Genomic DNA, 22,339 nt, shown 5'->3' on the forward strand with positions numbered 1-22,339 from the left:
GCATAACGATCACCGTTACCGAGCGGCTCCGGAGGGTTCTCGTTGAGAAAACGCTCCCTCATATTTCTGTGGATAGTCCCAGTTCAAGGGGCAGTTTCGAAGCGGATGTGAGTTATGGGGGAGCGCTCCCACAAGTGCGTGGATCATTTCCAGCGGGAGCGCCGATCATCGCGGGACGGCCGGCGGCGTACTTGACATCCCGGCGGCCGAGGGGGAACCTCTGCTGCGAGAGCGCTCCCTGATCTGCCGCCCGTCTGCGAGGAGGTGCCGTGCGGCCGCCTCGAGACTCCGGCCGCGTGTCGCTCCCGCTCATCGCGTCGGCCTGAGCCGCCGCGCCGCTCCCGGCGCGGACGCCCGCCGGCCGCGTCCGCCGGTGACGGCTCCGGCGGCCGGGCCCTTCCCCGGGCCGCCGGTCCCGCCCCGGGGCGCCGTTCCGCGGCGGTGTCCCGGGGTATCACCGTTGATATGACCAGAGAACCGGACGAATTAGCTCATTTCAACCCATTCGATCTGCTCGACGCCGAGGCGGAGCGGCTGGACCGCCACTTCTCCCGGCTGGGGACGGAGGCGTGGAATCTCCCCTCCCGGTGCGAGGGCTGGTCGGTGCGCGACGTCCTGGCCCACCTGGCGGGGGAGGAGCTGTACAACCACGCCTGCCTGGACGACGACGTCGGCGGGTTCTTCGCGATGCTCGCCCGCGAGGGCGTCGAGGGCGGCCTGGCGGGCTTCAACGACTGGTGCGTACGCCGCCGCCGCGGCCTGCCGGTGGAGGACGTGCTCACCGAGTGGCGGCACCGCAACGCGGAGACGCGCCGCCGGATGCGCGCGCTCGGCCGCGGCGCGGTGCTGCCGACCGCGGCCGGACCGTACCCGGTGGGCCTGCAGGCCTTCCACTACGCCTCCGAGTACGCCACCCACGCCGACGACGTGCGGGCGCCCGTGGGGGAGGACGAGACCGACCACCGGATCTGGTGGCGGACCGAGGTGGGCGTGTTCGCGCTCGCCGAACGGGACCCGGCGGTCCAGGTCGAGGTGACCGCCGAACGCATCTGGGTGTGCGCGCACGGGGTGTGCGCCCAGGTGCCGGCGCCGGTCTTCGTCGAGGCCACGGTCGGCCGGCTGCCGGACGGCCTTCCGCTCGACCGGGGGCTGGGGGACGCGTTCGACCGCGAGCTCCGCTCCGAACTGCGCTGCCTGGCGTGATCGGAGGCGCTTTGCCGAGTCTTATCCGGTTTCGAAGGATCGTTCGGAGGTCGGCGGGAACGAGAACTGTCCGGCAACCGATCGCGCGGCGGGAGATCCCGCGGCGAGGAGGCGTCCCATGGCACTCATCGAACGAGAATGCGTCCGGCAGCTGCTGGAGTCGTCCGACCCGGAAGCGGCACTGGTCTTCGTCCGCGGGGACTGCATGGTCCTGTCCGAGGACCGGATCGACGACGAGCACCGCAGGCTGGTCGTCGCGCGCCGCCGCGACCTGGACCGCTTCCTCGGCGGCGGCACGATCACCGAGCAGCAGGTGGACCTGCTGGCCGAGCGGCTCGACAACGCCGTCCGGGACCTCGGCGCCTGAGGACGCCCGCGAGGGCCGATACGCCCGGAGACGCCTGGGGGCGCCCGCGACGGCCGGTACGCCCGGAGGCGCCGGACGGCCGGAGGACGGCGGAGCGTTCCGGGAGATCCGAGGGGGACCCGGCCGGGCCGGGCGGCCGGGGCGCGGCCGGCTCAGCTCGCCGTGGGCTGCGAGGCGGCCGGGGAGGTGCGGCCGAGCAGGAACTCCTCCATCACGAGGGTGGCCGCCCCCAGCGCCACCGCGTCGGGGCCGAGGCGGCCCAGCACGATGGAGGCGGTCTCGTACGGCTGCGCCAGGGAGTTCTCCGCGGCGGCCTGCCTGATCCTCGTCATCCGGTGCTGCCCCAGCAGGAGCCCGGCCCACCCGCCGATGACGATGCGCTCGGGGTTGAACAGGTTGATCAGGTTGGCCAGGCCCGCTCCGAGGTAGTCGGCCGCCTCGTCGATGACGGGATGGCCCGAGGCGACCAGCTCGGCCAGGACCGCCTGCTCGTCGACGGTCCCGGCGGGCATCCCGGCGCGCGCCAGGACGCTCTCGGCCCCGATGTAGGCCTCCAGGCAGCCCCGGCCCCCGCAGCGGCAGGCCCGGCCCCGGAATTCGATCTTGGTGTGCCCCCACTCGCCGGCGCTGCTGTTGGCGCCGCGGTAGGTGATGCCGTCGGTGATGATGCTGGCCCCGGCCCCGGAGCCGATCAGTGCGACGATGGTGTGGCGGGTCCCGCGCCCGGCGCCGAACCAGAGCTCGGCCTGGCCCATCGTCTTGGCGCCGTTGTCGACGTAGAGGGGGAGCCGGGTTCCCGCGCGCAGGAGCGTGCCCAGGGGCACCGCGTCCCAGCCGAAGGTCTGCGCGTGGATGAGCGCCTCCGGCCCGCTCTCCACGATGCCGGGCACGCCGATGCCCACGCCCAGGACCCGGCCGGGGTCGACGCCGCTGTCGGCCAGGACGGTCTCGATGCCGGACAGGATGTGCTCGGCGACCAGCCCCACGTCGTGCCGGGACGGGTGCAGGGGGTGGTCGGCCTTGGCGCGCTCGTTCATGTCGAGGTCGAACAGCTCGACGCGCACGTGGGTCTCGCCGACGTCCACCCCGATGGCGTAGCCGAACTCCGGGTCGACGCGGAGCAGCACCCGGGGGCGCCCGCCGTCGGACTCGACCAGGCCGGCCTCCACGACGACGCCGTCGGCGATGAGGTCGCCGGTCACGTTGCTGACCGAGGCGGCGCTCAGGCCGGTCAGCCGGGTGAGCTCGTGACGGCTGGTGGGCCCGGCGAAGTAGAGCGTCCGCAGCAGCACCGCCCGGTTCCCCTTGCGGAGGTCGCGTACCGTCCTGCGTTCGGGCCTGACCATGGTCTTCCTTCCCCCGGAGCTGCGGCCATGTTAGATCAGGCCGTGAAGTAAGTCATCCGGTGCCTGGCGTGGATGATGCCCCGCCGACTATGCCGGGTCCGGGCTCCCGGCGGCATGCCGCGCGCTGCGTTACCGAAGTGTTCCCAATCACATTCTATCTTTTTTTAAGGTTTGCACTATCTTGTGAGAGGTCTCCAGGAGCGCCTTGAGCTGTGGTGATACGCCACCGTGCGGGCGCGCAGCGCCGCCTCACACCCCCCGAAGGAGAATCACAATGGTCAGGAGAACACGCGAGGCCCTCGTGGTCGCGGCGATGGTGGCGGGTCTCGCCGCCTGCGGGAACGGCGGCGCCGCGGAGGACGGCAGGACGCTGACGTTCTGGACGTTCCAGCCGCTCACCCCGCAGGGCGGGCAGATCCTGGAGAGGCTCCGGACGGACTTCGAGAAGGCCAACGGCGTCACGGTCAAGCTCGTCCAGATCCCCAAGGACGACTACAACACCAAGCTGGGCACCGCGATCGCCAGCAAGAACGTCCCCGACGGCGGCTACCTCGACCAGCCGCTGGTCTCCCGGTACGCGCTGGACGGCACGATCCTCCAGGTGCCCGCCGGGACGATCGACGAGAAGGAGTTCTACGCCGGAGGCCTGGAGACCAACAAGGTCGGCGGCAGGCTCTACGGCGTCCCCCTCGACATCACCACGGTCGGGCTCTACTACAACAAGAAGCTCGTGCCCACCCCGCCCAGGACCTGGGACGAGCTCAAGCAGGCCGCCGAGAGCGTGCACAGGGCGGACCCGAAGACCGCCGGCATCGTGGTGCCCAAGGGCGACGGCTACGGCGCCTGGATGTGGCCCGGCTTCGTGGCCGGCGCGGGCGGCACCCTCGTCGACGAGAAGGCGAAGAAGGTCACCTTCGACGAGCAGCCCGCCGTCGACGCCCTGCAGCTCTGGGTGGACCTGCTGAAGTCCTCCCCGCGGAGCATCACCGACGCCGACAAGGCGTTCGAGAACGGCCTGGCGGCCATGACGATCAGCGGCCCGTGGGACATCTCCACCATCCGGGACCAGTTCCCGGACCTGGACTTCGGCGTCGCGCCCCTGCCGTACAAGAACGAGCCCGCCAGCAACATCGGCGGCGAGAACGCCGTGGTCTTCACCGGCACGAAGAACGCCGACCTGGCCTGGAAGTGGCTCAAGCACCTGACCACCCCCGACAACAGCGTCGCGCTCGCCGAGGCGGTCGGCGGCTACCCGGCCAACATCGAGGGGGCCGGGATCGCGGCGGCCAAGATGGGCCCCGAGCACGCGGTCTTCATCGAGGCGCTCAAGGCCACGCGCGCCCGGCCCGCCGTGCCGCAGTGGATCCAGATCAACGACGAGATCATCGCTCCGGCGCTGGAGTCGGCCCTCACCGGCAAGGTCGCGCCCAGGCAGGCGCTGAGCGAGGCGGGTGCCAAGGCCCGCACGCTGCTCGGCTGGAACGGCTGACCGGCCCGCCGGCGGACCCGACGCGAGAGAGGTAATCCCGTGGCATCTCCGGTGACGGCCGCGAGGCCCACCGCGACGCCCGACCCCGGACGGCGCCGGCGCCGCCCGGGGACCGGGCGCCGCGACCACCTCGTCGGATGGCTCCTGGTCACTCCGGCGGTGGTGTACTTCGCCGTCTTCCTGCTCTATCCCGCGCTCTCGGCGCTGTACTACAGCTTCACCGACTGGGACCTGCGCAGCGAGGCGAACTGGGTCGGCCTGGCCAACTACGCCGACCTGTTCACCGACGACGTCAAGTACCCGCACTTCTGGAAGTCGGTGCGGGTCACCCTCCAGTACACGCTGATCGCGGTGCCGCTGACACTGGGCACCGCCCTGGCGCAGGCACTGCTGGTCAACGCGGTCCGCCGCGGCTCCAACGTGTTCCGGCTGCTGCTGTTCCTGCCGGTGGTCACCGCCGAGGCGGCGGTCGGAGCCATCTGGCGCTGGCTCTACGACCCGCAGTACGGCCTGATCAACAGCGTGCTGGGGCTGTTCGGGGTCCCGCCGCAGAACTGGCTCAACACCCCCGAACTGGTCATCCCGGCGCTCGCGTTCATCGCCGCCTGGCAGTGCGGCATCTCGATGATCATCTACCTGGCGGGGCTGAAGGGCATCCCCTCCTCGATCACCGAGGCGGCGACCATCGACGGCGCGGGACCGGTGCAGCGGTTCCGGAAGGTGGTGTTCCCGATGCTCCGGCCCACCACCTTCTACCTGCTGGTCACCGGGGTGATCGCGGCGCTGCAGGTGTTCGGCCTGGTCTACGTGATCTTCTCGGGCGGCGGCGGCAAGGGCGCCGCGGGCGGCCCCGAGCAGTCGGGCCTGGCCTACGTCCTGCACCTGTACCTGTTCGCGTTCCGCTACGACGCGATGGGCGCGGCCTGCGCCATGTCGTTCATCCTGCTCGTCTTCATCATGATCATCACCGCCGTGCAGTTCAAGTTCGTCAAGCAGGAGGCGGCGTGAACGCCGTTACATCGGAGATGCCCGGGACACCCGGGACACCAGGGGCACAGAGCGCGCCGGAGAGACCGGGATCTCCTGGATCATCGGGGAGATCCGGGACGCCGGCGGGGCCGGTCCGGTCCCGGCTGAGGCTCGCCCCCGTCTACGCGGCCCTCGTGGTGCTCGCGGCCGTCGCGGTCGTCCCGTTCGTCTGGATGCTCGCGACCTCCTTCAAGCACGGCCCGGACATCTACACCAAGGTGCCCAGCCTGCTGCCGCTGGACCGCAGGACGGGGGAGTGGTCCCCCACGCTGGAGAACTACTCCTACGTCCTCGACATCAGCGGTTTCGGCCAGGCGTTCCTCAACAGCCTCTGGGTCTGCCTCGTCCTGGTACCCGGCAAGCTGCTCCTGGACGCCTTCGCCGCCTACGCCTTCGCGCGCATCCCCTTCCCCGGGCGGGACAGGCTCTTCGTCGTCCTGCTCGCCGGGATGATGGTGCCCACGATCACGCTGCTGGTGCCCAGGGTCCACGTCACCCAGCAACTCGGCATGTTCGACTCGCCCTGGGGCCTGATCGTGCCCAACCTGGTCTCGGTGCTGGACGTCTTCCTGCTCCGGCAGTTCTTCCGCTCCCTGCCGGCCGAGCTGGAGGAGGCCGCGCTCATCGACGGGGCCGGCCGGATGCAGATCTTCTGGCGGATCATCCTGCCGCTCTCCAAGCCGGTGCTCGCGGTCGTCACGATCACCAGCTTCATCTTCCACTGGAACGACCTGGTCTGGCCGCTGGTCGTGCTCAACAGCCCCGACCTGTACACGCTGCCGCTCGCGCTGCAGCAGCTCACCAGCCAGTGGGCGGGCCGCGCCTACTACATCATGGCCGGCGCCTCGCTGGCCGTCGTTCCCGTGGTCATCGTCCTGCTGGTCTTCCAGCGGCGCATCCTGGCCGGCATCGCGTTCACCGGCCTGAAGTCGTAGGCCCCGGTGCCGCCGGATCCGGCGGCACCGTCCCGGCCCGCCGTACCCGCCGGCCCGGGCCCGCCCGCCGACGCTCATCGGCACCCGTCCGCACCCATCCGTGTCCGCTGCAGACCCGTCCACACCTGTCCGCGTCCATCCGCGTCCATCCGCGTCCATCGGCGTCCATCGGCGTCCATCCGTGTCCGTCTGTATCCGTCCGTATCCGTGCGCACCCGCCGCAGGCCCGTGCGCGCCCGTCAGAAGGAGTCCTGCGTGACCATCGAGGTCCGCGACGGAGTCACCGTCCTCGACGGCGAGCCCCGGCTGCTCGTCACCGCCGACTACCCCTACTACCGCGACCATCCCTCGGTCTGGGCGGACCGGATCACCGCGATCCGCGACGAACTGGGCATCACCATCGTCACCTGCTACATCCCCTGGCGGCACCACCAGCCGGAGGCCGGATCGCCGCCGGACTTCACCGGCTCCACCCACCCGAGCCGCGACGTCGTCGGCTTCCTCGCCCTGTGCCGCTCGCTCGGGGTCGAGGTCGTCGCCAAGCCGGGGCCGTTCATCCACGCCGAGACCGACTTCGGCGGCCTGCCCGACTGGGTCGACCCGGAGGCCGACGGCCTGATCGAACCCCTGCTGGACGCGGCGGGAGCCCCCGCGCGCTGGGCCGGCCGGCAGCTGCCCGCCCCGCTCGGCGCGGTCTTCGACGCGCACGCGACCCGGTGGCTGGAGGCGGTCGGCGAGCAGGTCCTCACCGGCGCCCGCCACCCGGACGGCCCCGTCGTCCTGGTGCAGATCGCCAACGAGGGCGTATTCACCAACGGGGCGCTGCCCCTGTCGGCCTACGACTACAGCGCCTCGGGCCTGGCCTTCTTCCGGGCCGGGCTGGAGCGGCGGTACGGCACGCCGGAGGAGTACAACCGGGTCCACGCGACGGAGATCCGCGGCTGGGACGAGATCGAGCCGCCCCGGGAGTGGACGGCGCCCGCGCGTCCGGAGGAGCAGCAGGCGTACGCCGACTGGGGCCGCTTCCACGCCGACTACCTCACCGAGGTCTACCACCGCTGGACCCGCGCGGTGGGCTGCGGCGTCCCGGTCGTGGTCAACCTGAACCCGCCCGCGGGCGACCACCACTCCTTCGACGACTGGCTGGCCCGGGTCCGCCCCGAGATGTGGGACGGCGTCCACTACGGCTTCACCAACTGGATGGGCGTGGTCTCGGCGGATCCCGACGCGCAGGCCCGCTACGTGCTCGCCGCCAAGCGCGCGCCCGGCCCGAATCTGGAGGAGAACTGGGGGTTCTCCGAGCTCTACGACCGCGCCTACGCCGACGCGACCACCAGCTTCCACCAGAGCCTGCTCGCCCTGGCCGCCGGGGCGACCGGTTTCAACGTCTACACCGCGGCGGGCACCTCGGGCTGGCCGCCCGGGCTCGACTCCGTGCACGCCGCGCCGTACCCCGACTGCGCGCCCATCGGCGCCGACGGCACGGCCGGTGCGAAGGCGCCCGCGGTGCGCGCGCTGGCGGAGTTCTTCGCCCGGCACGGAGCCGAGTTCCTGGAGTGCGCGCCGGTGCACGGCGGGGCGTTCGGGCTCTACCTGCCGTACGCGGGCATCGCCGCCTGGGCGCCGCCCGGCTCCGGCGCGCCGGAGTGCGGCCGCGCGCTGCGCGCCTTCCACGACCGCATGCGCGCCGCCGGGCTCGACTACCGGGTGCTGGACCTGGAGAGCGCGGACGCGCTGGAGCCGGGCTCCTGCCCGCGCCTGACGGTCCCGGGCGGTCCGTTCATGCACCGCCGCGTCCAGCGGCTGCTGGCCGGGTACGTCGCGGGCGGCGGCCTCCTGGACGTCGACGGCGCCCTGCCCGAGCTGGACGAGGACCTGCGCCCGTGCCGGATCCTCGCCGACGCGCTCGGCGGGGCCGCGGCCCCGCAGGGCGGTACGGCGGACGCAGGCGGTGCGGCGGGCACGGACGGCGTGGACGGCGCTCCTGGGACCGGCGGCACCGAGGCCGGGGGGACGGCGCGCGGGCCCCGGGTGGTCGAGGGCGACGCCGACGCGTTCCTGCGGGTGCACCCGGACCGCGACGTCGCCTACCTGACGGTGCTGGCCATGAGCGGCCACGAAGGTCCCGTACGGATCGACCTGGACGGCCGGGAGACGGAGGTCGTCACCGCACGCGGCGGCGCGGCCGTCCTGCGCCTCGTCGCGGGAGCGCTGGACGACTTCCTGGTCAAGGGCGTCAACGGCCACCTCGACTCGGCGGTCGCCGCCGCCGTCCGGACGGGAGGGGCGGTGTACGCGGCGGAGGAGCCCGCCGACCTGGTCCGGATCGGGGGGCCGGTGATCACGCGACCGTGTCAGCTCTCCCCGCTGGGGTAGGTAACCGGCGTTCCCCGCCGTGTCACGCGGATCCGGACCCGGGACGGCAGGACACGGCGGGCGTCGGGCCCGTCCCGGGCGGGGAGATTCGGGGGATCGATCCATGAGCCAGGACACGAGAACCGGCCGGGAGCGGCCGGGAACCGGCACGGCCGGCGCGCCGGGCCGGGTGACGGCCTCGGACTACTCGGGGCCGGGCGTCGAGGCCGAGCTCGGCCCGCGCCGCACGGCGGCCGGGCACGACGGGTCCGCGCCCGGCGCGGGCGGCCCGGACGGCCATGGGGACTACGACACCCTCTACACCGCGCGGGCGTCGTCGGCGGGCGGCCGGGGCGGGCGGGTGACCACGGACGACGGGCTGCTCGACCTGGAGATGCGGGCCCCCCGCGAGCTCGGCGGGCCCGGAGGCGCCCCCAACCCGGAGCAGCTCCTGGCCGCGGCCTACGCGACCTGCTTCCACAGCTCCCTCGAACTGGTCGCCGGCCGGGGAGGCGCGGACACCGGCGGCGCCAGTGTCGACGCGGCCGTGGCGCTGCGCAAACGCGGCAAGAGCGACGACTACGCGATCGGCGTCGAGGTGACGGTCCGGATGCCCCGGGTCGACCGGGAGACCGCCGGGCGCCTCGCCGAGCAGGCGCACCGGCACTGCCCGTATTCCAAGGCGCTGCTGGGCTCCGCGGAGGTCGCGGTGCGCGTCGCCTGACCCCGGCCGGCGGGCCCGTGTCAATCTTGTCCCAGGAATCATCCCGGGAACGGGGACGGGCGGGAGCCCGCCGCCGGATCCGGGTAGTCAACCTCCGTCGCGACGACGCCGGCGGAGGTGCCCGCCGGAACGTCGTCGGAGTCCACACCGACGGCAGATCGACGGCAGATCGACGGCAGGGAGAAAGCCCATGCGGCAACGGAACACGGTCGTGCGCGCCGTGCACGACATCGGGACGGCCATCTGGTTCGGGGGCGCGCTGATGGGCGCCGTCGGCCTCAACGGCGCCTCCTCCGAGGTGAGCGACAGGCGCGAGCGCACGCGGGTGGCGAACGCCGGATGGAACCGGTGGACACCGGTCAACGCCGTGGGCATCGCGATGAACATCATCGGTTCGTTCGGCCTGCTGGCGGCGAACAAGGGCCGGGTGGCCGCCCAGCGGGGCGTGGCCGCCAACTCCGTGGCCAAGGGGATCGTGACCGGTGCGGCGCTGGCCGCGACGGCTTACAGCAGGAAGCTCGGTGCCGAGCTCGACCGGGCCGGCGACGTGCCCGCGGAGGGCGGGGTGAAGCCGGACGAGGACACCCCGCTCGAGATCGCCAGGGCGCAGCGGCGGCTGCGCGTCATGCAGTGGGTGGTCCCCGGTCTCACGGGCGCGCTGGTCGTCCTGACCTCCCTGCACGGCGAGCAGCAGCGGCCCGGGGAGGTCGTCCGGGGCGTGGTGCGCGGCGCCTTCTCCCGCTGACAGGGGCCGGACGACCAGGAACCACCCGACGAGGTGTCGGGTGGTTCCTGGTCGTCCGGCGGACCGCAGGGCCGTACCCGCTCAGCCCCGCCGGAGCGGTGGCGCCCCGGCCATCCGGGCACGGGCCTCGGCGCCGTCGGCGCCGTGGGACGCGGTGAACGGGGTGGGGACGAGCGGGGCCGAGGTGCCGCTCACGGACGGCAGGCCGGCCTGCGGACCTCGGCGGGGAGTTCGGAGGAGGGCGGCTCGGAGGTGGTGGGCCCCGCGGAGGCGGGAGAGGAGCGCGGCGTACACGGGCGGTCGGGGAGCGCGAGGGTGAGGACCACCAGCACGGCCGTCAGGATGAACGTGGCGGCGACGACGCAGACGAGTTCCCGCCGGCTGGTGGTGTAGCCGAAGCGGTGGCACACGCCCCTGGCGGGCCGCGCCGCGTTCAGGGCGTCCATACGGCAGGCGAAGGCCCGGTCCTGCCTGCGGAGCGACTGCTCGATCTCCGCCAGGATCTGGCTCTCCCGCCGGGACAGGCTCACGACGTGCCGCCGGCGCGCGGAGGACCGGCTCGGCGGGGAGCCCGGGCGATCAGGTTGACACTGCTCAGAGGTGACATGGCCGTCCAAGAGAGGAGGGGGAGCACCTATCGGCTGTTTCATCCAGCCATCAGGACGAATTCCCCGTCGAGCCGTGATCACGCTGCGCCCGCGCGGAGATCGCAGAACTTTGGCACCGGAACGCCATCGGAGACCTGAATCTCACCTTTTCGTGGCTTTCATCTGGAACCATCCGCCCCGTCATACGACCGTCCCGTCATACGACCGCCTCGTCATACGACCGCCCGCCCCGCCACGCCGGAGGAACCGGCGCGATGGGACGGGCGGCCGGACCGGCGGCCCGGAGAGTGAACGGCGGGTCACCGGCGGCCGGACCAGCGGCTTGAAGAGCGGACGGCGGGTCGCCGGCGGCCCGGAGAGCGGGAGCTCAGCGGAAGGGCCGGCCCGTGCCCTCTCCCGGCAGGTAACCTCCGTCGTCCTCCCCGGTCCGGCCCGACCCTCCGTCGGGATCGTCCTCGTCCCCGGAGACCCAGTCGAGGCCGGCCCCCACGTGCCCGCCCCCGGGCGCGGCCGTACGGTCCGGCCGGGGTCCGTCGTCGTCCGGACCGTCCTCCACCGGGCCCCTCGCCCGCCGGGCGGCGTCCTCCGGACGGTCGTACGGGCCGTCGGTGCCCTCCGGCATGGGGGAGGGGCTGGGTCCGGGGACCGTCTCGACGTGGTCGAGGTCGTCGGTGCGCGCGCCCACCGCCTTGGCGTCCGAGCCGGCCGTGCCCGGCTGCTCGTCGTCGGGGCCGGCCATGTATCCCATCGGTTCGGACCAGCCGCTCCTGGGCGCGGCGTCGTCGTTCGGATCACCGCCGGGTTTGGCGTTGGACCCGCGGATCGAGGCGGGGCCGACGTCGCCGCCCATGTTGTGCAGCTCGGGGTCGAAGGTCGTGCCCTTGAACTTCTCCCGCTCGGCCTCTCTGCGGCGCTCTTCCTCGCTCATCGCGTTCCCTCCTCCTGCCGCGCTCACTCGGGCTCCACCCGCATGGCGGCCTCCTCGGCCGTGTAGCCGCCGCCGTCCGGGCCCACCTCCTCGCCGATCAGATCGGCCTCGGTGTCGGAGCGCCCGCCCTGGTCGGGGTCGACCAGCCGGCCCGCGGGCCGGGGCTCGTCCCACACGGCGCCGGACGGCTCCTCCGGCTGCGCGGGGTAGCCGGGATCGACGCCGGTGTCCGGTTCGTACCCGGTGTCGAGGTCGGAGCCCGGCCCCAGGCCGCTCTCGGTGCTCACCCCGCCGTCGAGGTCGTCCGGGATCTCCGGGTCCAGGCGCCGCTCCCCGGGGCCGGTCTCCTCGGACGGGTCGACCCCGAACACCGGCTGCTCCTCGGGCACCTCGCGGGCCAGGCGGCCCTCCAGCGGTTCGCCCTGGATCTGCTCGTCGACCGTGGTCCCGAAGTCGTCGACCGCGATGGGACGGTCGCCGGGAAGCGGCGCCTCCTGCGGATCCACCGCCCACTGCTGCTGCGGAGTGCCGTCCTGCAGGTCCGGGATGCCCTCGTCCTCGAACCGCGAATGCGGGTCGTGCTCCGGAATGTGCTCGCTCACAGCGACTCCTTCCTGCTGTTTCCCCTACCGTCCCCCGCTGCCCCCCGAGCCTCGGCGGTAACGGAGGAGGTGGAGTCAGATCTCCTCGGAGGGCTCGGTCGGGTCCAGCTGGCGCGGCTGGGACTCGGCGGCCACCTTGGGGTGGTGCAGGTCGAAGGCGGGCCGTTCGGAGCGGATGGTGGGGATGGAGGTGAAGTTGTGCCGCGGCGGCGGGCAGGAGGTGGCCCACTCCAGGGAGTTGCCGTAGCCCCACGGGTCGTCCACGGTCACCCGCGGCGCGTACTTGGCGGTGTGCCAGACGTTGTAGACGAACGGGAGCGTGGACAGGCCGAGGAGGAGGGCGCCGAGGGAGGAGACGATGTTCAGGTCGGTGAAGCCGTCGACGGTGCTGTAGTCGGCGTAGCGGCGCGGGAAGCCCTCCACGCCGAGCCAGTGCTGGACCAGGAAGGTGGTGTGGAAGCCGATGAACAGCGTCCAGAAGTGCCACTTGCCGAGCGTGTCGTTGAGCATGCGGCCGGTCATCTTCGGCCACCAGAAGTAGAAGCCGGCGAACATCGCGAAGACCACGGTGCCGAAGACGACGTAGTGGAAGTGCGCCACCACGAAGTAGGAGTCGTGGACGTGGAAGTCCAGCGGCGGGGAGGCCAGGATGATGCCGGTCAGGCCGCCGAGCAGGAAGGTGACCAGGAAGCCGATGGCGAACAGCATCGGCGACTGCAGCACGATGTGCCCCCGCCACATGGTGCCGACCCAGTTGAAGAACTTCACGCCGGTCGGGACCGCGATGAGGAACGTCATGAACGAGAAGAACGGCAGCAGCACCTGGCCGGTGGGGAACATGTGGTGCGCCCAGACCGCCATGGACAGACCGGCGATGGCGATGGTCGCGCCGACCAGGCCGACGTAGCCGAAGATCGGCTTGCGGCTGAAGACCGGGATGACCTCGGTGATGATGCCGAAGAACGGCAGCGCGATGACGTAGACCTCGGGATGGCCGAAGAACCAGAACAGGTGCTGCCAGAGCAGCGGGCCGCCCGTCACCGGGTCGAAGATGTGCGTGCCGAGCTTGCGGTCGGCCAGCAGGCCCAGCAGGGCGGCGGCCAGCACCGGGAACGCCATCAGCACCAGCGTCGAGGTGAGCAGCACGTTCCAGGTGAAGATCGGCATCCGGAACATGGTCAGTCCCGGCGCGCGCATGCAGATGATCGTGGTGATGAAGTTGACCGAGCCCAGAATGGTGCCCAGACCGGTCATCACCAGGCCCGAGATCCACAGGTCGCTGCCCGTCTGCGGGGAGAAGGTGTCGAGGGACAGCGTCGTGTAGGCCGTCCAGCCGAAGTCGGCGGCGCCGCCGTTGGTGAAGAAGCCGCTGACCGCGATCAACCCGCCGAACAGGAACAGCCAGTAGCTGACCATGTTCAGCCGGGGGAAGGCCACGTCGGGCGAGCCGATCTGCAGCGGCATGACCACGTTGGCGAACCCGGCGAAGAGCGGGGTGGCGAACAGCAGCAGCATGATCGCGCCGTGCATGGTGAACAGCTGGTTGTACATCTGCTGGTGCACGATCTGCATGCCGGGCTGGGCGAGCTCGGCGCGGATGATGAGCGCCATGATCCCGCCGACCAGGAAGAACCCGAACGAGGTGATCAGGTAGAGGTAGCCGATCACCTTGTGGTCGGTGGAGGTCAGCCAGTGCACGACAACGGCGCCCCGGCGGTGCCGGTGGACCGGGGCCAGCGGTGAGGTGAGCGGCTCCCCGGAGGGCTGTCTGTAGGTCGTCATCACTAGTCTCCACGTGGTCGGTGCCGCACCGGGGACCGGGGGAACGCCGGCCCGCGGTCGCTCAGTGTGATCATCTAATTACCCCATGGAGTCATGCCGAATCTGGCCCTCCCCTCATTCGGGGTGGTCTGTACGGTTTCGGCGGGCTCGCCGGAGGTCGGAGGCCGGCGGCCGGTGCGCCCGGCATGGACGGGCCGTCCGGGGGCAGACCTCCCGCATCGACGAGACCGCCAGGGAGGGGACATGCCGCGATCCGATGAGGACAAGCCGCTCGCCGACCGCAGGGAGGATCCCGAGGTGCACGACGAGCCGGACATCGCCGGGGAGGCCGCGCCGTCCGCGACGGACCCCGCCAACCAGCCCGAGGACGATCCGGACCGCCGGGTCTACGGACAGGACGAGGGGTACGAGAAGCCGACCGAGGTGTGACGCCGGAGCCCGGCCGGGGCGGGAGGCAGGTGCAAAGGCCGCTCGGAGGTGGATCCCCCGCTTAGGGGACCGAGGTAATCAAGCGGGCATCCAGCGGAAAAGCCTTGTTCGGCGCGGTCGCGTCGGCCGTGCGCGCACCGCTGCGTTTGCGACCTTGGCGGTGGGAGAGTCCCGCCGCGGCACCGGCCGGGGGCGCGGCGACCGGCGACGGCCCGTCGCCGGGCAGGCCCTCGGTGCCGGTCCGCGGGTGCAGAGAGGAAACCGCCGATGAGCACAGTCCAGGAGACCGACGTCGTCGCCGTGCTGACGCACGACCACCGCGAGGTCGAGCAGATGTTCACCGAGCTGGAGCGGCTGAGCCCGAGCGACATGGAGCGGCGCCGCCAGCTGACCGAGAAGGTCATCATCGAGCTGGTCCGCCACGCGGTCGCCGAGGAGGCCTACCTGTACCCGGCCGTCCGCAGGGTCGTGCCCGGTGGCGACCAGCTCGCCGACCGGGAACTGGCCGAGCACGCCGAGGCCGAGAAGACCATGAAGAGGCTGGAGCAGACCGACGTCGCCGATCCCGGCCACGCGGCCCTGCTCAAGCAGCTGATGATGGAGATCCGGACCCACATCCGGGAGGAGGAGGACGAGCTCTTCCCTCAGTTGCGCGCGCACAGCGACGTCTCCCAGCTCGCCGAGCTGGGGCGGAAGGTCCAGGCGATCAAGAAGATCGCCCCCACGCGGCCGCACCCGGCCGCGCCGGACAAGCCTCCGGCCAACATGATGGTGGGGCCGCTGACCGGCCTGGTCGACCGGATGCGCGACGCGATCACCGGCCGCGGGAAGGACTAGCGCCCCCGGCCCGGCGCGGCCTCCGCACCGCTCGCGGTCGCCGCGCCCGGCCGTACCCGCGGGCTCCGGCCGCGCGCCCGGCCGGGCTCAGTCGTCGGAGGGCTCCTCCACGTCGTCGGGCGAGTCCGCCCCGGGCGGATGCGGGTCCACCCAGACCCCGCCCTCGGCGTCCCCTTCGGGTTGGGCGTCCGGCGACTGGGAGAGCGGGCTCTGCAGGTGCCGGGAGCCGCCGGGCGACAGGGTCTCCGGGCTCTCCCCGGTGTCCGGGCCGGACGTTCTCGGTTCCGCCATGGTGTTCCCCCCGTACGGGTCTGTCGGTACGGCCGGGCGCGCCCCGGCCGCTGTCTCCCCACGTCAGGTTCTCAAAATCGGGCATACCCGGCAGTCGGGAGACCATGCGCCGCCCGGCCCGAGAAGATGATCAAGAGGATGGGGTCCCGCCCCGCCCCGGCGCGGACGCGAACCGGCGTGACGGCGGTTCAGTCCGGGGCGACGGACCGGTCGACGGTGCCGGGGGACAGCACGTGGTCGACGACCATGACGGCCGCGCCGATCACACCCGCCCGGTCGCCCAGCTCGCTGGCGGTGATGGTCAGGTGCTGGGTGGCCAGGGGGAGCGACCTGCTGTAGATGACCTCGCGGAGCCCGGCCAGCACCTGCTCCCCGGCCTCGGAGAGGTCGCCGCCGATCACGATGACCGAGGGGTTGAAGAAGTTCACGATCGAGGCGAGGACGTCGCCGATCTCGCGTCCCGCCTGGCGGATGAGCTGGACGGCCTGGGTGTTGCCGCCCCGCACCAGGCGGACCACGTCGCGGCTGTCCGCCGCCTCCACCCCCTGGGCGCGCAGCCGGGCGGCCATCGCGGCCCCCCCGGCGACGGCCTCCAGGCAGCCGGCGTTGCCGCACCGGCAGACGGTGTCGAGGGCCGAGGCGACCCGGATGTGCCCGATGTCCCCGGCCGCGCCCTGGGCGCCGCGGTGCAGGCGGCGGTCGCTGATGATGCCGCAGCCGATGCCGGTGCCGATCTTGACGAAGATGAGGTGGTCGGCCTCCGGGCGGGCGGCCCAGTGCTCGCCGAGGGCCATGATGTTCACGTCGTTGTCGGCGAGCACGGGCACGCCCAGCCGCCCGCCGAGCCACTCGGGGACGGGGAAGCCGTCCCAGCCCGGCATTATCGGCGGGTTGACCGGGCGTCCGGAGCCGTGCTCGACCGGGCCGGGCAGCCCGACGCCGATGCCGCACACCTCGGCCATCGAGTGACCGGTCTCGGTGAGCATCTCCTCGAAGGTCCGCTGGAGCCAGGTGAGCGTCGGCTCGGGTCCCCGGTCTATCGGCATCTCGGCCGCACGCTCGGCCAGCACCTCGGTCGCCAGGTCGGTGACCGCGATCCGGGCGTGCGTGGCGCCGAGATCGGCGGCGAGGACGACGCGGGCGGAGCGGTTGAAGGTGAAGGCGACGGCGGGGCGCCCGCCCGAGGAGACCGCCTCCTCGGTGGGGACGATCCACTGCTGGCTGACGAGCGCGTCGAGCCGCTGGGCCAGGGTGGACCGGGCCAGGCCGGTGAGCTGCACCAGCTCGGCCCGGGTGCGGGCCTGCCCGTCGCGCAGGATGCCCAGGAGCGTCCCCGCGCCGGAGATCGGACCGTCCCCCTCGCTCGGCATGCGCACAGTCAACACCCCTCGTTTCCGCCCGTCAAAGGGACTTGCGTCCGCAACACCCCTTCATTATGCCCATATCAGGGCTATCTTCGGCTGATCCCCGCCATAAGTGATAAGGCTCCCACCATCCCGGTCCGCGCCCCGCCCGACGGACCCGCAGACCCGGATGACCATGATCAGGCCGGACGGTGAGGACCTCCCGGCGGCGGAGAACGGCGCCGCGGCCCGGCCGGACGCCACGGCGCGGCCGGACCCGCGGCCGTGCACCGGCCGGGCGGTCCCGGTCACGGGAGCGCGGGGGTCTCCTCCTCGGCCAGCACCGAGGACGGGATCAGGGCGATCGCGCTGATCCCGCCGTAGGGGGAGGGGCGCAGGGTGACCTGGACGCCGTGCCGGGAGGCGAGCATGGCGACCACGAACAGGCCGAGCCGGTCGCTGTCGGCCAGGTCGAACTCCGGCCTCTCGGCCAGGCGGCGGTTGAGCTCGGCCAGCTCCGCGTCCGGGATGCCCAGACCGCGGTCCTCCACCTCGACGGCCAGCCCGGCCGCCGCCCACTCGGCCCGCACGATCACCCGGGTCTGCGGCGGGGAGAACACCGTCGCGTTCTCCACCAGCTCCGCGACCAGGTGGATGAGGTCGGCCACGGCCGCGCCGGTCAGCGAGGCCTGGGGCGCGGGCAGCACCCGCACCCGGGCGTACTCCTCGACCTCCGCCACGGCCGCGCGCAGCACGTCCACCACCGGGACCGGCTTGCGCCAGCCCCGGCCGGGCGCCGCGCCGGACAGGATGATCAGGTTCTCCGCGTGGCGGCGCATCCTGGTGGTCAGGTGGTCCAGGCGGTAGAGGTCGGAGAGCGTCTCCGGCTGCTCCTCCTTGCGCTGCATCGCCTCCAGCTGGGTGAGCTGGCGGTGCAGCAGCGACTGGTTGCGCCGGGCCAGGCTGACGAAGACCTGGCTGACGCCCCTGCGGAGCCTGGCCTGGTCCGCCGCCGCCTCGTAGGCGGTGTGCCGGACCGTGTCGAGCGCCTGCCCGATGTCGCGGATCTCCGGCGTGCCGCCGAGCGGGGGCAGCCCCTCCTCGGGGGCGTCCTGGCCCCGCCGGAGCCGCTCGACCAGCCGGGGCATCCGCACCTCCGCCAGCTGGATGGCCATGTCCCGCAGCTCGCCCAGCTCGGCGGCGAGCCGTGCGGCGAACCGGTGCGCCAGCACCACCGACAGGATCAGCATGACCAGGCCGAGTCCGCCCGCGACCGCGATCTGGACCAGGATGGCGACCGCGGCGGGGATGACCCGGGCCGTCAGCAGCGAGACCACCTCGACCTGCTGGCGCTCCACCTTGACCCAGAGCTGCTCCACCGGCGACAGGTCCGCCGGCAGCGTGCGGAAGGCCAGCGTCCGCGACTCCAGGTCGAGGAAGGCCCGGTAGGACGGGGAGGTGCCGAGCACGTCGTACGGCCCGCGCAGCTCGGTGTCGAGCCGGGCCAGGGCCTGCCGGTACACCAGCCGGCGGGCGGCGGCCATCTCGGCGAACGCGGCGTGCTCGGTGTCGGTCAGCCTCCCCCCGGCGCCCACGGCCGACAGCAGCGCCCGCTCCCTGGCCAGGAGCTCCTTGGCCTCGCCGAGTCCGGTGACCGACCGGGCCTGCTGGTAGATCGAGATGTCGGGGACCAGGATCATCCGGTCGTACATGCGGAACATCGAGTCGATGATGTTGTTGTAGGCGCGGATCACCCGGGTGGTGTCCGCACCGCGGGAGTCGACCAGGGCGCGGGCGGTGGGCAGCTGGTCCAGCTCGGCGAAGAGCGTGGTGAGCCGGATGCGCATGTCGTCGCCGACCGCGTCCTGGGTCTCCGCCGACAGGGCGGTCCTGCGGAAGGCGGCGAGGGCCTGGTCGGACTCCAGCCGCTGCTGGACGACCGTCTCCTGGTCGGACCTGTCGCGCAGGTAGCGGGCCGAGTGCAGCCGCTCGTTCTGCAGCTCGACGACCGCCTTCTCCGAGGGCATGGCCACCCTGTCGACCAGGGTGTTGATCTCCAGGAGCCGCATCCCGTCCCCGGCGGTCAGCGCCGCGGCGAAGCCCCAGAGCAGGACGAGGGAGACGATCGGCACCAGTAGCAGGGCGGTGATCCGGAAGCGGATCGGCCGGCCGGGATTGTCCATACGTCGCCTCGGGGGGAATTTCGTGATGAAATGCGCGATCAGAGATCGCTGCTGAGGCTACACCTCCCGCGGCCGGTCGGTCAGATCCCCCTCGCGTTCCCCACCTCGGAGGCACCCGTGCGGCTACCGCGCACCCCGTCCGGCTGGACCATCGCCGTCTTCGGCCTGCTGGCCTTCCTCCTCGGCCTGCTCGGGCTCGTCTCGCCCGGCACGACGCTGGAGATGCTCGGGTTCGAGGTGCTCCAGACGCGCGCTCCCGGCGACTACACCCTCGTCTACATGGCCGCCTCGTCGATGGCGGCGGTGAACATGGGCGTCTACTACATGCTCGCCTCGGCCGTGGACTTCCGCCCCTTCTTCCTCTGGACGGTCCCGTTCCGCCTGGTCACCTTCACCGTCTTCACCACCCTGGTGGTCACCGGCGAGGCGCCCGCGAAGTTCCTCGGCGTGGGCCTGTGGGAGGGCGCGGGCGCGCTGATCACCGGGGCGGCGCTGTGGTGGGAGAGCCGCCGGACGACGGCGGTGCGGGCCGCCTGAAGAAGGCCGCGATCGCGGAAGGGTCCACCGGACCGGCGAGCAGGGCGAGCATCTCGTCCCTGCGCGCCGGATCCACCTTGAACGGGTGGCCGAACACGCGCGGACCGGCCCCGTCGTGCAGCAGCCGGGTCAGCATCAGGTCGCCGGGCAGGGCCTGCTCGGGCAGGAGCTCGTCGGTCAGGGTCACCTCGCCGTCGCCGTCGCCCAGGGTGATCTCCCGCCCGGCGACGCCGAGGACCTCCCAGAGCCGGAGCGGGGTCCGCCGCCACGACTCCAGCAGCGCGACCTCGTCCTCGCGCAGCCACTCGCCCCGCGCGTCCAGGAACTCGCCGACCACGTCGTACTCGAACAACGCAAGGTCGGCCAGGGCGTGCTCGGCCACCCGCACGCTCCGGGCCACCAGGTCGCCGACCAGGTGGCGGCGGGCCGGCCGGTAGAGGTAGGCGGTCAGCCGCCGGAACAGGTGCGCGGCCCGCGCGGGCAGCTCCTGGCCGGGATCGGTACGGCAGGCGGCGTACTCCTCCGCGTCCCGCAGGGCCGGTTCGAGACCGGCGTCGAGGGCGAGGGCCTCCTCGACGAGGCCGGCCGCCTCGAACGAGCGGCCCTCGCCCTCCGCGGACCGGGCGGCCAGCAGCAGCGCGACCGGCTCGGTCCGGGGCAGGGCCTTGACGAGGCCGGGAGGCAGCGGCTCCCGCTCCACCTCGTCGGCGACCCGGGCCAGGACCTCCGCCGACCGCGACAGGGAGGCGATCACCTCGGACAGGTCCGCGCCCTCGCTCAGGGATGGGAACTCGCTCATCCCCCCATTGTCGTACGGCCGCCGTACGGCTCCGCCCGCCGAGCCCGCCGCGCCCCGCCCGCTTGGGCCCCGTACGTGATGCGGTCCCCTGCGCGAAGCGGCGCCGCCGCCCCAGCGGAGGGGACGGCGGCGCCGTTCGGGGGGTGCCGCGCCGTGCGCGGGACCGCGGCGGTGCCCGTGAGCAGCCCGGGCACCGCCGCGGAGGTGCTGCGACCGCGCCGCGGTCGTGCTACGGCGTCGTCACGCCGACGGTGAAGGCGCCGGTGCCGCTGTAGGCGTGGACCCGGACCCGGTAGGTGCCCGAGGTGCCGTTGTAGGTGAAGGACTCGTCAGGGCCGGAGCTCGTCCCGCTGGCCACGTTCACCCAGGAGGAGCCGCTCTGCTTCTGCAGGTAGAGATCGAAGTCGGCGCCGTTCGGGCCGTCCAGGCAGAGCCGGTGGGTGCCCGAGCCGGCGGTGAAGCCGCTGCTGTAGAGGTTCTGGCCGGAGGACGTGGCCGAGCCGCTGAGCGTCCGGCCGTAGCCGGTGCAGCCGGTGGGCGGGGGCTCCTCGCCGCCTCCGCCGTTGGTGGCCAGGGTCAGGCCGTACGCCGAGAGGATCTCGTTGACCGGCTGGTGGTAGGTGGTGCCGCCGGAGCTGCAGTTGCCGGAGCCGCCGGAGGTGACGCCCTGGGCCTGGTCGCCGGAGATGTAGGAGCCGCCGGAGTCGCCGGGCTCGGCGCACACGCTGGTGCGGGTCACGCCGGAGATGGTGCCCTCGGGGTAGGTGACGCTGGTGTTGTGCTGGCTGATGGTGCCGCAGTGGTAACCGGTGGTGGATCCGGCCCGGCAGATGGAGGAGCCGACCGCCCGCTGCGTGGAGCCGCGGACCGGCAGGATGCCGGAGTTGTAGGCGTTCACGACGCCGGTCGGGGTCCACTGGCTGTTGACCTCGACCCAGGCGTAGTCGTTGCCCGGGAAGGACGAGCCGCGGAAGGTGCCCTGCGCGACCCGGTTGTGGCCCTGCGTGGCGGTGCCGACGTCGCCGCAGTGGCCGGCGGTGACGAAACCGCCCTGGCTGCCGGCCTTGGTCACGGAGAAGCCGACCGAGCAGCGGCCGCCCATGTAGTAGGCGTCGCCGCCGCGCACGTCGTAGAACGGCTGGGGCTGCTCGGCGGTCTGCCGGACGCGGACCAGGGAGGCGTCGGCGCCGCTGGCGTCCACGAAGGCCTGGGCCTCGGCGGTGTCGCGCGCCAGGACGACGACGCTGTTGTCCTGGACGTCGACGTACCAGGAGGCGATCGACCTGGGGGAGCCCTCGGCCTTGGCGTCGAGTGCGCCCTTGGCGGCGTCGAGCGTGGCGAGCGAGTGCCGGACCACCTTGGCCTGCGCCCCGGTCTTGAGGATGGCGGAGACCTTCGTGGAGTCGCTGGTCGCCACGACGAGCTCGGCGGTGGGCCCGGCCACCCAGGCTCCGCCGAACCGATCGCCGAGCCGGGCGGCGAGCACCGGCTCGACCTTGGCGGCGGCGGCCTCGTTGACCAGGCGGGTCCTCGCCTGGCCGGCGTCGATGCCGAGGTCGCGCACCAGGGCGTCGACTAGGCCGGGGGCGGGGGCGGGGGCCTTGGCGGCCATCGCCTTGGCTTCCGTGTACAGGGCGGCGGTCGTGTCACCGGCGCCGGCCTTGCCAGGGGTGAAGGCGTCGTCCGGTCCGGCTTGGGCGAGGGCGGGGGTGGCCACCAGCGCGAGGGCGAGTGCGAAACCCGCCGTCGCGGCATTCCTGCGGAGCATGCGATCTCTCCTCATGTTCGGGGGGTGCGCCGTCAACGT

Annotated in this window: 21 protein-coding genes; 11 read left to right on the plus strand and 10 right to left on the minus strand. The window is 72.6% G+C overall.

All coding sequences use genetic code 11. The annotated features are described in order from the left end of the window. Positions 1-465 precede the first annotated feature (465 nt). On the plus strand, positions 466-1,203 hold the full coding sequence (locus HS048_RS13525; RefSeq protein ID WP_196467133.1) for a maleylpyruvate isomerase family mycothiol-dependent enzyme: 738 nt from the start codon (positions 466-468) through the stop codon (positions 1,201-1,203). A gap of 118 nt (positions 1,204-1,321) precedes the next feature. Further along, positions 1,322-1,570: a hypothetical protein gene (locus HS048_RS13530; protein ID WP_068896794.1), complete on the plus strand. Its 249-nt coding sequence runs from the start codon at positions 1,322-1,324 to the stop codon at positions 1,568-1,570. Positions 1,571-1,722: 152 nt separating this feature from the next. Here the strand turns inward: HS048_RS13530 and HS048_RS13535 are convergent, their stop codons facing one another. Beyond that, positions 1,723-2,916 (minus strand): ROK family protein, encoded by a 1,194-nt coding sequence (locus HS048_RS13535; protein WP_068896793.1) that lies wholly within the window; start codon positions 2,914-2,916, stop codon positions 1,723-1,725. 274 nt (positions 2,917-3,190) lie between these two features. On the opposite strand from HS048_RS13535, the gene HS048_RS13540 reads away from it, so the two are divergent. The 6 genes from HS048_RS13540 (at position 3,191) to HS048_RS13565 (ending at position 10,193) form a co-directional block, all read left to right on the plus strand. After that, positions 3,191-4,405: an ABC transporter substrate-binding protein gene (locus tag HS048_RS13540; protein WP_196467134.1), complete on the plus strand. Its 1,215-nt coding sequence runs from the start codon at positions 3,191-3,193 to the stop codon at positions 4,403-4,405. Positions 4,406-4,444: 39 nt separating this feature from the next. Beyond that, positions 4,445-5,413 carry a carbohydrate ABC transporter permease gene (locus HS048_RS37130; protein WP_068896791.1) on the plus strand — a complete coding sequence of 323 codons (969 nt, stop codon included), beginning with the start codon at positions 4,445-4,447 and terminating at the stop codon, positions 5,411-5,413. 155 nt (positions 5,414-5,568) lie between these two features. Next, entirely contained in the window at positions 5,569-6,369 is an 801-nt protein-coding gene (locus HS048_RS38150; RefSeq protein ID WP_196467135.1) for a carbohydrate ABC transporter permease, read from the plus strand. A 255-nt stretch (positions 6,370-6,624) separates the two neighbouring features. Continuing rightward, the gene (locus tag HS048_RS13555) at positions 6,625-8,745 is read left to right on the plus strand and encodes a beta-galactosidase (protein ID WP_196467136.1); all 2,121 of its coding nucleotides are present in this window, start codon (positions 6,625-6,627) and stop codon (positions 8,743-8,745) included. A 103-nt stretch (positions 8,746-8,848) separates the two neighbouring features. Next, positions 8,849-9,448 (plus strand): Ohr family peroxiredoxin, encoded by a 600-nt coding sequence (locus HS048_RS13560; protein WP_084008242.1) that lies wholly within the window; start codon positions 8,849-8,851, stop codon positions 9,446-9,448. Between the two features lie 190 nt (positions 9,449-9,638). Then, positions 9,639-10,193 (plus strand): hypothetical protein, encoded by a 555-nt coding sequence (locus HS048_RS13565; RefSeq protein ID WP_068896789.1) that lies wholly within the window; start codon positions 9,639-9,641, stop codon positions 10,191-10,193. Positions 10,194-10,384: 191 nt separating this feature from the next. Here HS048_RS13565 and HS048_RS13570 read toward each other — a convergent pair whose 3' ends face one another. From HS048_RS13570 to ctaD, 4 genes are all read right to left on the minus strand, one after another. Beyond that, complete coding sequence (locus HS048_RS13570; protein ID WP_068896788.1) at positions 10,385-10,723, minus strand: DUF3040 domain-containing protein; 339 nt, start codon at positions 10,721-10,723, stop codon at positions 10,385-10,387. Positions 10,724-11,168: 445 nt separating this feature from the next. Next, on the minus strand, positions 11,169-11,729 hold the full coding sequence (locus HS048_RS13575) for a hypothetical protein (RefSeq protein ID WP_196467137.1): 561 nt from the start codon (positions 11,727-11,729) through the stop codon (positions 11,169-11,171). Positions 11,730-11,752: 23 nt separating this feature from the next. Further along, positions 11,753-12,331 (minus strand): DUF5709 domain-containing protein, encoded by a 579-nt coding sequence (locus HS048_RS38845; protein WP_196467138.1) that lies wholly within the window; start codon positions 12,329-12,331, stop codon positions 11,753-11,755. Positions 12,332-12,406: 75 nt separating this feature from the next. Beyond that, positions 12,407-14,113 (minus strand): cytochrome c oxidase subunit I, encoded by a 1,707-nt coding sequence (ctaD, locus tag HS048_RS13585; RefSeq protein ID WP_196467139.1) that lies wholly within the window; start codon positions 14,111-14,113, stop codon positions 12,407-12,409. A 243-nt stretch (positions 14,114-14,356) separates the two neighbouring features. Here ctaD and HS048_RS13590 point away from each other — a divergent pair, with 243 nt between their 5' ends. Beyond that, positions 14,357-14,542: a hypothetical protein gene (locus HS048_RS13590; RefSeq protein ID WP_068896784.1), complete on the plus strand. Its 186-nt coding sequence runs from the start codon at positions 14,357-14,359 to the stop codon at positions 14,540-14,542. 267 nt (positions 14,543-14,809) lie between these two features. Continuing rightward, positions 14,810-15,379 (plus strand): hemerythrin domain-containing protein, encoded by a 570-nt coding sequence (locus HS048_RS13595; protein ID WP_068896783.1) that lies wholly within the window; start codon positions 14,810-14,812, stop codon positions 15,377-15,379. 87 nt (positions 15,380-15,466) lie between these two features. On the opposite strand, the gene HS048_RS13600 is transcribed toward HS048_RS13595, so the two are convergent. The 3 genes from HS048_RS13600 to HS048_RS13610 form a co-directional block, all read right to left on the minus strand. Beyond that, positions 15,467-15,670: a hypothetical protein gene (locus tag HS048_RS13600; protein WP_068896782.1), complete on the minus strand. Its 204-nt coding sequence runs from the start codon at positions 15,668-15,670 to the stop codon at positions 15,467-15,469. 188 nt (positions 15,671-15,858) lie between these two features. After that, positions 15,859-17,040, minus strand: coding sequence for an ROK family transcriptional regulator (locus HS048_RS13605; RefSeq protein WP_191892997.1), 1,182 nt, complete (start codon positions 17,038-17,040; stop codon positions 15,859-15,861). Between the two features lie 281 nt (positions 17,041-17,321). After that, positions 17,322-19,196, minus strand: coding sequence for a nitrate- and nitrite sensing domain-containing protein (locus HS048_RS13610; protein WP_196467140.1), 1,875 nt, complete (start codon positions 19,194-19,196; stop codon positions 17,322-17,324). 117 nt (positions 19,197-19,313) lie between these two features. Here HS048_RS13610 and HS048_RS13615 point away from each other — a divergent pair, with 117 nt between their 5' ends. Then, positions 19,314-19,733 (plus strand): hypothetical protein, encoded by a 420-nt coding sequence (locus HS048_RS13615; RefSeq protein WP_307832460.1) that lies wholly within the window; start codon positions 19,314-19,316, stop codon positions 19,731-19,733. Here HS048_RS13615 and HS048_RS13620 read toward each other — a convergent pair. Both HS048_RS13620 and HS048_RS13625 read right to left on the minus strand, forming a co-directional pair. Beyond that, positions 19,675-20,532 carry a hypothetical protein gene (locus HS048_RS13620; protein ID WP_196467141.1) on the minus strand — a complete coding sequence of 286 codons (858 nt, stop codon included), beginning with the start codon at positions 20,530-20,532 and terminating at the stop codon, positions 19,675-19,677. The two genes, HS048_RS13615 and HS048_RS13620, sit on opposite strands and share 59 nt — an antisense overlap. Before the next feature lie 229 nt (positions 20,533-20,761). Further along, positions 20,762-22,300: a S1 family peptidase gene (locus tag HS048_RS13625; RefSeq protein ID WP_196467142.1), complete on the minus strand. Its 1,539-nt coding sequence runs from the start codon at positions 22,298-22,300 to the stop codon at positions 20,762-20,764. Positions 22,301-22,339: the final 39 nt, after the last annotated feature.

This window comes from Planomonospora sp. ID91781, from assembly GCF_015711595.1.
In the GTDB taxonomy this organism is placed as follows: Bacteria; Actinomycetota; Actinomycetes; order Streptosporangiales; family Streptosporangiaceae; genus Planomonospora; species Planomonospora parontospora.